This window comes from bacterium (Candidatus Blackallbacteria) CG13_big_fil_rev_8_21_14_2_50_49_14, from assembly GCA_002783405.1.
GTDB lineage: Bacteria > Cyanobacteriota > Sericytochromatia > UBA7694 > UBA7694.
Genome location: PFGG01000011.1, coordinates 178,180 through 191,120 on the forward strand (window position 1 = coordinate 178,180; position 12,941 = coordinate 191,120).

General features: G+C 49.5%; 12 protein-coding genes. 4 read left to right on the forward strand and 8 right to left on the reverse strand.

Annotation, left to right across the window (positions count from 1 at the left end; translation table 11 throughout):
• The first annotated feature begins 2 nt into the window (after positions 1-2).
• Together COW20_02930 and COW20_02935 are read left to right on the forward strand one after the other, a co-directional pair.
• A complete protein-coding gene (locus tag COW20_02930; protein PIW50472.1) occupies positions 3-1,376 on the forward strand; it encodes a hypothetical protein in 1,374 nt (457 codons plus the stop codon).
• On the forward strand, positions 1,352-1,615 hold the full coding sequence (locus tag COW20_02935) for a hypothetical protein (protein ID PIW50473.1): 264 nt from the start codon (positions 1,352-1,354) through the stop codon (positions 1,613-1,615). Before COW20_02930 ends, COW20_02935 begins: the two co-directional genes overlap by 25 nt.
• On the opposite strand, the gene COW20_02940 is transcribed toward COW20_02935, so the two are convergent.
• The 6 genes from COW20_02940 to COW20_02965 form a co-directional block, all read right to left on the reverse strand.
• Positions 1,612-2,454: a hypothetical protein gene (locus COW20_02940; protein ID PIW50474.1), complete on the reverse strand. Its 843-nt coding sequence runs from the start codon at positions 2,452-2,454 to the stop codon at positions 1,612-1,614. The two genes, COW20_02935 and COW20_02940, sit on opposite strands and share 4 nt — an antisense overlap.
• 157 nt (positions 2,455-2,611) lie before the next feature.
• Entirely contained in the window at positions 2,612-3,133 is a 522-nt protein-coding gene (locus tag COW20_02945; GenBank protein PIW50475.1) for a hypothetical protein, read from the reverse strand.
• Positions 3,134-3,248: 115 nt separating this feature from the next.
• Positions 3,249-4,442 (reverse strand): proline dehydrogenase, encoded by a 1,194-nt coding sequence (locus COW20_02950; GenBank protein ID PIW50509.1) that lies wholly within the window; start codon positions 4,440-4,442, stop codon positions 3,249-3,251.
• Positions 4,443-4,654: 212 nt separating this feature from the next.
• Positions 4,655-5,380, reverse strand: coding sequence for a spore coat protein (locus tag COW20_02955; GenBank protein ID PIW50476.1), 726 nt, complete (start codon positions 5,378-5,380; stop codon positions 4,655-4,657).
• On the reverse strand, positions 5,377-6,669 hold the full coding sequence (locus COW20_02960) for a hypothetical protein (GenBank protein ID PIW50477.1): 1,293 nt from the start codon (positions 6,667-6,669) through the stop codon (positions 5,377-5,379). The genes COW20_02955 and COW20_02960 overlap by 4 nt, the downstream gene beginning before the upstream one ends.
• Positions 6,659-9,364, reverse strand: coding sequence for a hypothetical protein (locus tag COW20_02965; GenBank protein ID PIW50478.1), 2,706 nt, complete (start codon positions 9,362-9,364; stop codon positions 6,659-6,661). The genes COW20_02960 and COW20_02965 overlap by 11 nt, the downstream gene beginning before the upstream one ends.
• A gap of 223 nt (positions 9,365-9,587) precedes the next feature.
• Between COW20_02965 and COW20_02970 the strand changes: the two genes are divergently transcribed.
• A complete protein-coding gene (locus COW20_02970) occupies positions 9,588-9,995 on the forward strand; it encodes a hypothetical protein (GenBank protein ID PIW50479.1) in 408 nt (135 codons plus the stop codon).
• Position 9,996: 1 nt separating this feature from the next.
• Here COW20_02970 and COW20_02975 read toward each other — a convergent pair whose 3' ends face one another.
• Entirely contained in the window at positions 9,997-10,440 is a 444-nt protein-coding gene (locus COW20_02975) for a hypothetical protein (GenBank protein PIW50480.1), read from the reverse strand.
• Positions 10,437-12,011: a sodium-dependent transporter gene (locus COW20_02980; protein ID PIW50481.1), complete on the reverse strand. Its 1,575-nt coding sequence runs from the start codon at positions 12,009-12,011 to the stop codon at positions 10,437-10,439. The genes COW20_02975 and COW20_02980 overlap by 4 nt, the downstream gene beginning before the upstream one ends.
• Before the next feature lie 182 nt (positions 12,012-12,193).
• On the opposite strand from COW20_02980, the gene COW20_02985 reads away from it, so the two are divergent.
• Positions 12,194-12,931, forward strand: coding sequence for a hypothetical protein (locus tag COW20_02985; GenBank protein ID PIW50482.1), 738 nt, complete (start codon positions 12,194-12,196; stop codon positions 12,929-12,931).
• Positions 12,932-12,941: the final 10 nt, after the last annotated feature.

Here is a 12,941-nt window from a genome sequence, read left to right on the forward strand (position 1 = left end):
AAATGCATGATTTTCAAAGTCTTTTAGAAAGCTTCTTGAGCCGAAAATCTGATCTGACGCTTGAAGATGCCCAAAACAAGCAAACGTATCTTGAATTTGGAGCCCAGGTCAAGGCCAAAGCCTTGGGGCTTCAAAGCGAATTTTCAATCGGCCAGCGTTTTCTGCTCCAAGCCAGGCATGATCTTCATTATCTTTCTGATCTGCTGGCCTTACTGGCTGCAGGAATGCTCGCCATTCCTTATCCCTGCGGCCTACCTGAAGAACAGGTCACTATTCTGACAAAACGATTTCAGGCTCAAAAAGCCCCACCACTTTTTCCTGAAGGCCAAGGGAATTTAAGCCCCCTTGATCCCCAAAGCCTGTGTCTGGCTTTGCTTACTTCAGGTTCAGGCGGAGAACTCAAAGCAGCAGGTTTTCAAGCCCAGGCTTTGTTTTGGAATGCCCTCACCGTCATGCAGGAACAGGCCTTAGCATCGCCTGGGAATATGGGAATTCATCTCCCCCTGCACCATGCTTTTGGCTTGGTGACCCAAATGCTCCCGGCCTTGATTTCAGCTAGCCCTTTGATATTACTCGAACGCCAGCTCTGGCCCGGTGATCTGCTCAAAAAACTACAGGCCCATCAAATAGCAACCTTCGCAGCAGTCCCTACCACGCTGCGTTTGATGCTGCAAGGCTCACCTCCCCCCTTGGAATCGCTCCAACATCTTTCGATTGCGGGGGCTGCTTTACATCCTGAAGAAATCCCCGCCCTGCAAAGACTCTTTCCGCAAGCTGAAATTTGGATCGGTTATGGGCTGACCGAAGCAGGCCCCCGTGTCAGCGCCATTTCCAGCAAAGCTCCGGATTTTCATTCTGGCAGTGCCGGATTTGCCTTAAAAGGGGTAGAACTGCGGATCGAAAATGAAGAGCTTTGCGTGCGCAGCCCCTCCCTGATGCAAGGGTATCTGGAAGCCCCAGAACTAACCCAAGCAACCCTTCAGGCGGGTTGGCTCCGCAGCGGAGACAAAGCCTCACTGGATGCACAGGGACGCTTGTTTATCGAAGGGCGCTGTGACGATACCCTGCTCTGTGCTGGCGAAAAAGTCGCCCCCCTGCAGGTCGAAAGAATTCTCTTACAAGCGCCGGGAATCCTGCATGTCGCGGTATATGGAGAACCCGACCCCATCCTCGGCACACGCTTAATTGCCTTGCTTCAGGCTCAAAATGAAGGGCCAAGTACTAACTTGCATGCTCTCAAAAAATTCTGTAGATTGCACCTTGAACCCCATCAAATTCCCAGTTTATTTTACAGCGTCACACATCTGCCGCTCACTACAACCGGAAAACTGAGACGAAAGGAACTTTCACAATGGCCCAAAACCCCCTGGTCATGAACACATTGATAGCGCTTTTTAAAAAAGAAGGGTGGGCTGCACCAGAAACACAACTGGATTCAAGCACCCGACTCAAAGAAGATTTGGCCCTGGATTCCTTTGATTTGGTGCAATTGATTCTGGCCTTGAACCATACCTTTCAGATCGAACTGGGCAGCCAGTTAATGACAGGTGAACATTTGGCGACACTTGGCTCTCTTGTTGAATTATTAGAGAGCCAAATGCACACAGCGGACTAAAACAAATGGGCAGTGATCCCCACTGAAACAATCAGAAAATGCAACCAATTGTTTGAATAACCATCCCCCGAAAAGCCCTTTTCTTCAGAGGTACCAACCGATCCGCCACCCAAATAGCGCAGATTTAAATAGGGGTAATAGGTATCACTCAAGTTGGCCCCTACGCGCAGATTGGCGTCTAAAATAGCCCCAATCACCTCATTGGTGCTGCCATTGAGATAGCTGACCGGCGCATAAAAGCCGTCGATCTCGCTGCCCCACCACCAGATTTCATTGATGCGATGGCGGGAACGGAATTTGAGAATCGGCACAGGGCCAATATTGGTCTTTGAAACCAATTGTTTACCATCCAAGGATTCAAACTCAATCACCGCATCGCGAAGCTGAAGTGAAACCCCCACAGCCAATTCTTCAAAAACATCGGTATTAAAATCGTAGAGGTAGGAACCCCGAAAGAAGGGAAAATCATAGAGAAAACGCATGGGCGTTCCACGCAGAAAGGTCTGATTGTCCTGGCGGATATCGCGAGATAAAACAGCCTGAGAACTCAGCGTTAAAGGCTGATACATAAACACCAAAGTCTGATGCGGATCGAGCTGAAGATCCAGACTCATACGCGGAAGCGGAAAAAGGGTATCCTGTCCTCCTTCTTTCACATAATCAAAGTTGGTATTGTTTTGACTGAATTGAATGGTATGGCTCATCACCCCTAAAAAACCATACTCTAAACTGGCCTCTAAACGGGGGTATTTTTCCCAGGTGTCTGATTCGGCCTGGGCCGGCAAAACCAGCGCACAAAAAGTCAGCAATGACACAAACAAAGAAATATAAGTTTTCATGCCCCAATTATCTTTCTTATCTTAGTTAAGCCTGATCATAAAGCCTGCTATAGCTTCAGAACAAAAGTTCAGGGCAAAAAATAAAAAGAGGCGGTATTCAAACCGCCCATGAGAGAGACACAAAAAGAAAGTTAAAACTTAAATAGAAAAGAGAAGCTTACTCTTGAGAGTTGAGCAAGCCAATACCTGCGCCAATTGCGGCACCAACCCCCATGGCTATCGGGGAAACTGACATCAGGCGATCTGTGGCCATGGTGCCGACAACAGAGGCCGCCATGCCGAGAATCGAACCGCCCATTAAGGCGCCACCGACAGTATTTTTAACAGCATTCAGATTCTTATCACCGGTTTCGATATTGATCAAACCGATTCCAGCGCCCAAGGCGACACCCAGCGCAGTGCCTGGTACAGTAGGAGCCATGCCGCGATCCATCACCATAGAGGTTACAGCTGACTGAACGACTGCGGTAATGCCACCGCCTAAAAGGGCACCGCCACCTAATTTCTTTGCAATTTCAATCGGGGTTGAAGTTCTACTCAGTTCAAGCGCATCCGCTTGATCGAGGGGGTTGCTCTCAGGAATAGGAGCGGGAAGGGGCTGAGGTTCAGGGCGGGTCGCAGTGACACGGGTTTCAACAGTGACTTGTACATTTTGGCCAGAAACTTGAAAATTACCCATTTGAATTGATTCTCTCTTTCACAATATCTCTCTCTGATAATACATATATACCCACCCGCAGGTCTTTCCTGACCTTAAGAAGCTCAAGCTAAATTTAAAATTGGGTTAGTTTTGTTTAATCTCTTGCAGCAGCAAATTGTTCGCGCCGCCGTTTGATTTCGCGGGTGATCAAATCTAATTCCCGGCCCACCTGGCCTGCGACAGATGTATTTTCTTCGGCACGGCGAATCAGATAGGGCACGATATCCTTTACGGGCGCATAGGGGACATATTTGACCACGTTATAACCTGCCTGGGCCAAATTAAAGCTCAAATGGTCACTCATGCCCAAAAGTTGGGCAAACCAGATTTGGGCATGATTTTCAGGCAAAGCATATTTCTGCATCCATTGCACGAGGTGGTAATTGCTGTTTTCGTTGTGGCTACCGGCACAGAGCGAAATTCGGTCAAGATTTTCAAGACAATAACTGACCGCAGCATTAAAATCCCGATCCGTACTGGCCTTATCGGGTTGAATGGGATCCGGATAGCCTTTGCTCAAGGCCCGCGCACGTTCTTTTTCCATATAGGCCCCCCGCACCAGTTTGAGCCCCAAATAAAAGCCTTCTTTTTGGGCTTGGGCATGCAATTCCTTGAGATAGCTCAGGCGATCCCAGCGGTAAATTTGCAGGGTATTCCAAACCCAGGCTTTTTCCCGATTGAATTTACGCATCATTTCCAGGGCAAAACGATCAATTGCTGGTTGAATCCAGGTTTCTTCTGCATCCAAAAAAACAGGGGTTTCAGCATCTGCAGCAGCCCGACAAATGCGTTCAATCCGATGCTCTACCCGTTCGAGTTCCTCTTTTTCAGAGGCACTGAGCCCACCCCATTGACTGGCTTTTTCGAGCAATTCATAACGGGCCAGACCCGTCACCTTAAAAACTGCAAAAGGGATATGGGGATCCCCCTTGGCCCGTGCGATGATTTTCAAGAGTTCTTGTGTGGTCTGTTCAAAACTGTTCTCACTGGACTTGCCTTCGGCAGAATAATCAAGAATCGTGCCGATTCCATAGTCTGCCAAACGCTCAATCGTCTGACGACATTCTTCAATCGTCTCTCCCCCCACAAACTGGCGAAACAGAGTCGCTTTGATGGCGGGGCTTAAGGGCAAATGCAGGGCAAAACCAATTTGCGTTAAATATTTTCCGCATTCAACCAGGTTTCTGTTGCCCAGGGTACGAAACAGGAGATATGCCCGACGCAAATCTAAATCGCTGCGACTGGCAAAGGCAATTTCAGTATTATCAAAAGATATTTCAATTGGCATATTTTCTTCTCTATCCAGCAGATTCTGCTCTATCTTACTCTTTCTGACAGCACTCCCCAAGAGGGTGCAGAAAAGAAAAAGCCTGCCCCGGGGGAGGGCAGGCAGGGCCACTTGCCAGAGCAAGTACTTGAAGGGACAGAGTCATTGTTCAGGAAGCCTGAACACTTTAATAATATAAAGTTTTATTAAGCATTGTCAAGAAGCATTTAGAATTATTTTTCTGAATCACTCTTTCCAAAGATAAAAGAATTGGCAAGATACCAGGATTCAAAGGTGCCGGCATCCGTCCACCAGCCGGAGAGTAAGTCGTGGGACAAGCATCCCAACTTAAGATAAGCCGCATTGACTTCGCTGATTTCCAATTCATTGCGTGCCGAGGGTTTGAGTGAACGTATAAAATCAAAAACCTGGACATCATAGCCATAGACTCCTGTCACAGCGTAGTCAGAAGGCGGAGTTTCTGGTTTTTCAAGAATCGCGGTTATTTTTCCATCAGCAAAAGCAGCGACGCCATAACGGCTCGGATCGGGCACCTGTTTGAGTAAAATCCGGGCCCCTGACTTTTGCTGACGATAGGCCTCGACAAAGGAAATCAAGGGCTGCTCAAAAATATTATCTCCCAGTATGACCACCATCTGATCTCCGGCAACAAAATCCTCTGCCAAAGCCAAAGCCTGGGCAATGCCACCCGCCTGATCCTGAACCCGATAGGTAAAGCGCGAGGCAAAATCCTGACCACTGCCCAGAAGGCTGACCACGGCTCCCATATGTTCGAGCCCTGTGACAATCAGGATTTCATGAATTCCCGCTTCAATTAACTTGCGCAAAGGGTGAAAGATCATGGGTTCACGCCCCACAGGCAATAAATGCTTATTGGTCACTTTCGTGAGGGGATAGAGTCGGGAACCTGTCCCCCCGGCGAGCAAGATGCCTTTCACTGCTTGAGATGCTCCTGGATCTGATGCAGATGATCTTCCCATTGGACATATTCAAGCGGTGTTTCAGGATAGGCTTTGAAATGATTGAATAAATCATGGGCCCAATGCAGTTTATTGTTAAAGCGCAACAAAAGCCCTGGATTGGCGGCTCCCCGCAGCCCTTTCTGAAGTTTCTGCATGGGGCTGAAATCTAAGAGTTTCCCCCCCAGAGAAGAGCGAATATCATCCGCCGTAACAATATCTTTTTCAAAGGCAAATTCCATATTAGCGGAAGTTTCATTCATCAAAATCATGCGCATGGCATCCTGGTAGGCCAATTGTGCGCCCACTTCGCGCTGGTAACGCAGATTGTACTCCCAGAGGCGATCTTGACTGTAACGCTTTTCACTCAAAACCTCATGGGCCACATCGGCTAAAATACGCGCTCCCTTCAAGCCTGCAGAAATCCCACCGCCGCGCACTGAATTGATCATAAAAGCAGCGTCTCCCACGGCGGCAAAACCAGGCGCCACCATATTGGTGAGCGGATAGCGCACGGGCACACGGCCCATCGCTTCTGCAGTGACCTCGCCAATTTTCCAGTCAAAGGTTTGAATCGCGTGGTTCAGACGGGCTTCAGCCTCTTCTTTTTCAAGCCAATAGGAAAGCCCCAAGCCGATATCATTGGGTGAGCGCCAGACATAGCCCCCTTCAACAGCAAAGTAAATATGCAATTCATTGGCAGGCAAACCTGTTTCACAGAGCCGACGATAAGCCAAACCATAATCTGTTTCAAGCGTTAAAGGGTGATGTGAAAGTGCAAGTCCACCAGCCTTCAGTTGCAAACCCAAAACCTGGGCTGTACCCGATGCATCGATCACCAGGGGAGCATGGAAACGCTGGCCGTCCTCCGTTTGCACCCCGACGACTGCGCCATTTTCAATCAAAGGCGCTTTGACCTTGGCCTGTACAAATTTCAAAGCGTGTTCTTTGCCTTGGGCCAAGAGGCGCTGCAAAAGCAGATACCCATTCACCAAGAGCGAAGAAAAATCAATCGGTTTCTTGATCCGGCCTGAAGGAGAATAGGCATAAAACTGATCCAGCAGGTGCAAAAGTTCATCCCCTTGGGGCCGCGCAATGCCTGTTTTAGAAAAAGTATCGACATCGAGCATGATGCTGGTATAGGGTTTTCCCAATTCAGATTCCGGACGGGAATCCAACAAGAGCACATTCCAGCCTGAACGGGCCAGTTCAGCGGCACAGAAAACGCCACTGAAACCCGCGCCGGTGATAATTAAATCAACCTTCATGGTTTTCAAATTCCTTTATCCAAGATTTTAATCGGGCATCGGCACCGGCCACGACCAGGGTCATCGCTTCTGGGTGTAAATGCCTGCAGGCAGCCGATTGTACAGCTTCGGGCGTAAGCGCTTCCAAGTGCTGCCAATGCTGCTGAAGATGATTTTCTGGCCACTGGTAGATCTCACGCTGCAAAAGAAAGCCTACTCTTTGATCATTGGTTTCAAAGCGAAAGGGCAAACGCCCGCTGAGATAGGTTCTGGCCTGATCCAATTCATGCTGGGTAATTCCAGCCTGTTGCAGCTTATCAATTTCTTCAAACATGGCACGAATCCCAGGTTTCACGCCTTCAGAACGTGTTTCCATCCAGGCCATAAACACACCTGGGTAAAGGCCCGCACTGCCCGTGATAGAGGAGCCCGTACTGTAGGCCAATCCTTCCTGCTCACGCAAACGGGCAGGCAAACGGGAGGTAAAACCAGGGCCTGCGCCTAAAACCAAATCCAGTACCTGGAGTGCTGCATAATCAGGGTGGGTGCGCGCAATTCCCAAATGTCCCAAATAAACCTGACATTGTTCTTTGCCCTTGAGCTTGATCTGGCGCACTTTGCGCTCAGTTTGTAAGCGGGGCAGGGTCGGCACAACAAAGTTGCCACTCGCCATTTGCCAATCAGACCAGATACTTTCAAGACTGGCCAAGGCTTGGGTCGCAGAAACCGCACCCGAAAGCGCCAAAGTAGCTCCCTGAGAACCATACCAGTTGCGGTAAAACGCCTGAAGATCGTTTAACCCCAAAGGAGAGACCGTTTCACTTAAACCCGTTTCCGGCCAGGCCGCAGGGAAAGCGCCATAGACCTGTCGGTAAAATTCGCGACTGGCACGGTAAGAGGCCTGCTCTTCATAGGCTTCGAGATCTGTTAAAATCAGGCGCTTTTCACGTTCCAGCTCAATCTGAGCGAAGGCTGGAGAGGTCATAATTTCATGCAAAAGCAACAAGGCCGGTTCGAGATACTCCGCCAGGATTTCAAGCCCCAGAAAAGTGCCACTGAGGCCTGTCACAATACTCAAGCTTCCTCCCATCGATTCCAAATAGCGATGCAAAGCCAAACCCGGCCTTTGCAAAGTGCCTTTGATTAAAACGGCAGCGGTTAAATTGGCAAGACCCTGTTGCCCCAAGGGGTCGTGCAAACTGCCGGAAGGAATAAAAATTTCAAGCGAGAGCGTGGGAATGCGGCGGTTTTCGTGAACCAGCAAGGTCATGCCATTTGGCAAGACACGCTTTTCAGCCTCTAAAACCGGGAACCACAAATGCGGTTTGGGCAATTCATGCTGCGTAAAGGACTGAATCCGTGAGGCCTGGGGACGGGTATGCAAGCGTTCAGAAATACCCCCTGAGCCAGAATAGGCCCCCTCAGGGGATTCTTCCAACGCTGCCTCAGGATCTTCAGGCAAAAGCCAGCCAACAGTACGCTTTTCGGGTGCCAAAAGTTCTTTGGCAACGCGGGTAATATCCTGGAATTGAACCGCCTGTATGCGCTCAACATAGTCCAGCATAAAGCGCCAATCCGCCAAAGAATCCAGCTCCCCCAAAAGTTCAGCCTGATCTTCAGTGGTTTCCTGGCTCAAATGAAAATCGGTGAGAATTTGATTGCGCGCCTTGAGCAAGTGAGCGGGGTCCCAGTCCCCTGCCTGGATTTTAGCCAAAACCTCCCAAAGTGCGGCTTCTGTAGCCTCAAGCGGTACAGCACTGAGACCATCGACCAAGATCCAAAAAAGATAGGGTTGGGCAGTTTCAAAACCAGAGGCATCGACATCGCTGGCAACTTGGCGGTCTTCCACCAATTCCTGATACAGAAGGGAGCTCATGCCCTCAGCCAGAATATATTGTAAAAGGGTTAAAGGATAATAATCGGGGTGGGTCAGCCCCGGGGCTGGCCACGCCACTGCCAAACGGGGGAGCGTTACTTCAGCTTTTCTCAGCAGGATGCGTTTTTCAGCTTGGGGCTGGGGCTCTTGGATTCGCATACGCAAGGGCAAAGTACCCGCTTTTAAAGGTTCAAAATAATGACGTACCCGTTCAAGCGCCACTTCAGGCTGAATATCCCCAACAATCACCAAGGTCGCATTGTTCGGAGTGTACCAATCCTGGTAATAGCGGCGTAAATCCTCAGAGCGCATTTCACGGATATCCTGCTCACTGCCCAAGACCGGGTATCGGTAGGGATGCTGGCTCAAAGCGGCTGCTGTGACAGCCTCCCACAGGTTTTCCTCAGCATCGTCTTGAGAGGTTCGCCATTCTTCAAGAATCACCTGACGCTCGGCTTCAATTTCTTCGGATTCCAAAAGGCAATTGCGCATGCGATCCGCTTCTATTTCAAGCGCAATTTCCCAGCGATCGGAGGCAAAATTAAAATAATAGGCTGTATTGTCGAGCCAGGTATAGGCATTGTTTTCACCACCGCCAGAAAGAGTGCGGCGATCAATCTCTCCCCGTGGAAAAGCAAGGGTGCCCTTAAACAACATATGTTCAAGGAAATGGGAAATGCCTCCCGAATAACTTGTTTCATTGCCCGAACCGGTATGGTACCAGAGCATGACAGTCACCACAGGCAAAGCAGAGTCCTGTTTGATGAGAACCCGCAAACCATTGGGGAGAATCGTTTCCTGCACTGCCGTTGAAGAAGCTAAATTTGACTGTTCTGACATAAAGCACAGTATACCTTGAGAAAGCACTTTCAGCCTGTGATAAGACCCGTCTGTAAGTTGCTTGTAAGCAAAGCCCCCTAAACTTATCAAATAGGTTAATCAGAAAAGGTCCGCGAGCACTTTTTGGAGCCGGCAAATTGCCGGCTTTTTTCTTGTTTGCCCCCAATAGATGCTATTCTGTTTAGGTTGACAAAAGTCAAAAATAATCAAGAAAGAAATTCAAATGAGCAAAAGAATTTATACACTCTCTCTTCTTCTTGGCATCTTCAGTTTATGCGCCTGTAGTCCCCCCACCAACAGTGCCGCCCCAAGTGCCTCCCCACAATCTTCTGCAAGCCCCTCACCGGCAGCAAGCGCATCTCCGACAGCAAATGCCTCAGCAAACCCCACCACAGCTCCCGTCGTGACCACAGGCAAAGCCACACTCGAGGGAATGAAAGCTGCTTCAGCCTGTTTAAAAGCCAGCGGCGCAACAGGGGCCTCCCTGGCATCCGGTATCGATGCGCGCATTGCGATTGCTGAACAAATGATTAAAAACGGCACGCCTGAATTTGCCCAAGGCCAATTGGATCTGGCCTATAGCATGGGCAATGATTTAGAAAAGCAATATGGCTTAGACTGCATCAAATAATTTAAGCGGGCTTGCTGCGAACCACCGTCCAGGCCAGCCCGCCAAAAAGTGTAAAGGCCGCCAGGAGAAAAATCAGAATGCCCAGGAGGGGGAATTGACCATAGCGCACAGAAAGCTGTTTGGTAATGGTTAAATCCTTCTCTTTGCTGCCTGGAATCGTGGCCTTTAAAATGGTCACCCCGGCATCGGCAGGGGTCCAGGTCAGATAGCCATTTGGGTCGGGGTGCCCCAGCTCCTGGGTATGCGAAACCATACTGTTTGGACGGTAGGTGACTGAAAATTGAAACTCTTCCAAACGCTGCCAGGTGGCATGGCTGACAAATATTTGAACAGGCTGCCCTTTCATCGGGAATTCTGTTTCAACGCCAATACCGGGTTTTTCTGGGGTGGCCCAAGCCATCAGCGGCAATAAACAAAAGAGCAAAAAGAGGAATATACGTTTCATTGGGCAAGCTCCTCCTCATGGCTGTGGGGGTGGTGATAATCGCGTGCAAAGGTCAAAAGCAAAGCCAAAAGAATGCCTCCCAAGGCAAAGACAGCGAAACAGACCCAGGGCAACCAGGGTTGCAACCCCACAATTGTGAAGTCATGCCCGTAAATGCCCTTCAGTTCCTGCCAGGCCGAACTGCCAATGATAAAGAGCAGTACAGCGGGAATCACCCACTTAATCAAGATATCAAAGAAAGGGGGCAAAGGAATTTTTGCGTGCTGGTTGATATGGGCACGTAATTTATCAGCCCCGAAAAACCAGCCCACCAGAATACACTCCATCAGCCCGCCAATCAACAGCCCATAACCAAAAGCCCAGTGATCAACCAGGTCAATCAGGGTAAGACCCAGGGTTCCATTGCTCGCCAGACCGGGATCTACCACCAGGGGCAGGGCAAAGGCCACACTGCCGAGGCAGCCCGCTGTCGCAAAAACACCCACCAAAGCGCGGCGGCTGGATTCAAACTTATCGATCAAAGCAGAGGCCAAGCCTTCTACCAAAGAAACACTCGAAGTAATCCCAGCCAAAAGCAGCAGCACAAAAAACAGCACGCCAAAGGCCTGTACCATCAGACTGCCACCCGGCATGCGGGCGATGCCTTCGGGAATCACAAAAAACGTCATGCTCAGGGTGCTGGCTTTCGGTACAATCGAAAAACTGAAAAGCATGGTAAAGATGGCAATCCCCGCTATAAACTCAAAGCCACAGTTCATAAAGCTGATAATCAAGGGGTTGGAAACCTGATCGGCATCCTTGGGCAAATAACTGGCATAGGCGGTCATAATACCAAAACCCAGTGAAAGCGTAAAAAAGATCTGGCTGAAGGCCCCTTTCCAGACTTCAATATTGCTCATGACTTCAAAATTAGGCGTAAACAGAAGATAGAGACCTTCCAAACCATTGGGAAGGGTAATGCCACGCAGAATCAAAAGCCCCATAAACACCCACATCAAAGGTAAAAAGATCTTATTGACCCATTCAATGGTTTGCACCCCGCGAGAAATCACAAAGAGATTGGCCGCCCAGATAATCACCACAAACAAGACGGTTGACCACTGCGAGATCATTTCAAAGAAATAGCCCGTAGGATTGGGCAAGGTTCCGATCTCTTTGAAGGCCGTTAAATGCTGCTCAGGTTGCCAAAGAGGCCCCAAGGCCCCCAACAGCATGCCCAAACACCAGGCCAGAATCGTAATATAGTACATCGTAATCAAGGTCGCACTGAGCAGGGAAAACCAGCCCCAGAACTCGCCAAACCGCCCGGCTATCCGATGCAGCGAAGGGGGAAATGCCCGACGGGTCATACTGCCCAGGCCCAGCTCCAAAACCATCACGGGAATGCCAACGCAAAAAAGCGCAATCAAATAGGGCAGATAAAATGCGCCAGCCCCATATTTATAGGCATTGGCGCCAAAAAAAACAATATTGCCCAGACCAATAGCGGATCCGGCTGCAGCCATGATAAACCCCAAGCGGGATTGCCACTGTCCACGTTCTGTTGCTGCCATGCAATACCTCATCCTCATGCTTTTCAGAAACGTATTGTACCGCAAGGTCGACCCAGCCCCAAAACCTCATCACTCCCAGTCTTTGATATGCTCTGGTACAATAGAGCATCTGCCTTCTCTGAGCAGTCTCCTCAAACCCTGAGTGTTTCAGGATCTGAGGGGGAATGTTTCCCAAAGCTGCAGGTTGATCCGAAATAGGTATGTCAGAAAACGCAAAATCCCAAGCCACGGGAACGCCCACCACTCCGGATGAGGCCGTCTCCAGTTATGGCTATCTGGTGCAACGTATCGCCCACAGTCTGGCACGTCGCACCCATGATCCTGTTGAAGATCTAATTCAGGTGGGCATGATCGGCTTGCTTGAAGCCCATAAGCGTTATGATCCAACACAGCCCGCTTCCTACAAAACCTATGCCACCCACTTTATTACTGGGCATATTCGCCATTATTTGCGCGATCGGCAACAACTGCTCAAGGGCCCCAGGGCGCTTCAGGAACTGGCCTATCGGCTCAGCAATATTGAAAAACAATTGCAACAGGAACTCAACCGTGAACCCTCCCTGCTCGAAATCGCAGAACGTCTGGATGTACCGATTGAAAGTGCAGAAGAAGCCCGCACCTTTGAAAGACGCTCACGCATGGTCTGGCTGGATCAGGAAAGCCAGGATGAAAACCAAGAGAGACGCTCGCTCCTGGACTCTCTTAGCAGTGATGATGGCAGCCAGCAAAGCAAAATGGACACCCGCTTGTATATTCTTGAAGGCATCAGTCAACTTGAAGAATTGGATCAGCAGTTGCTCAGATTGCGCTATTTTGAAGACTTAACCCAAGCCATCATTGCCGAACAAATGGACATGTCTCAGATGGAAGTCTGCCGCAAACTCAAACAAGCAGAAAAAAGGTTGCGTAAAATCCTCTATGAATTTATAGAAGATTGAGTGGATAGAA

Bases quoted from the DNA above. Each gene is read 5' to 3' on its own strand.
- COW20_02930 (PIW50472.1), top strand. From the start codon at position 3: ATGCATGATTTTCAAAGTCTTTTAGAAAGCTTCTTGAGCCGAAAATCT.
- COW20_02935 (PIW50473.1), top strand. From the start codon at position 1,352: ATGGCCCAAAACCCCCTGGTCATGAACACATTGATAGCGCTTTTTAAA.
- COW20_02940 (PIW50474.1), bottom strand. From the start codon at position 2,454: ATGAAAACTTATATTTCTTTGTTTGTGTCATTGCTGACTTTTTGTGCG.
- COW20_02945 (PIW50475.1), bottom strand. From the start codon at position 3,133: ATGGGTAATTTTCAAGTTTCTGGCCAAAATGTACAAGTCACTGTTGAA.
- COW20_02950 (PIW50509.1), bottom strand. From the start codon at position 4,442: ATGCCAATTGAAATATCTTTTGATAATACTGAAATTGCCTTTGCCAGT.
- COW20_02960 (PIW50477.1), bottom strand. From the start codon at position 6,669: ATGAAGGTTGATTTAATTATCACCGGCGCGGGTTTCAGTGGCGTTTTC.
- COW20_02965 (PIW50478.1), bottom strand. From the start codon at position 9,364: ATGTCAGAACAGTCAAATTTAGCTTCTTCAACGGCAGTGCAGGAAACG.
- COW20_02970 (PIW50479.1), top strand. From the start codon at position 9,588: ATGAGCAAAAGAATTTATACACTCTCTCTTCTTCTTGGCATCTTCAGT.
- COW20_02975 (PIW50480.1), bottom strand. From the start codon at position 10,440: ATGAAACGTATATTCCTCTTTTTGCTCTTTTGTTTATTGCCGCTGATG.
- COW20_02980 (PIW50481.1), bottom strand. From the start codon at position 12,011: ATGAGGATGAGGTATTGCATGGCAGCAACAGAACGTGGACAGTGGCAA.
- COW20_02985 (PIW50482.1), top strand. From the start codon at position 12,194: ATGTCAGAAAACGCAAAATCCCAAGCCACGGGAACGCCCACCACTCCG.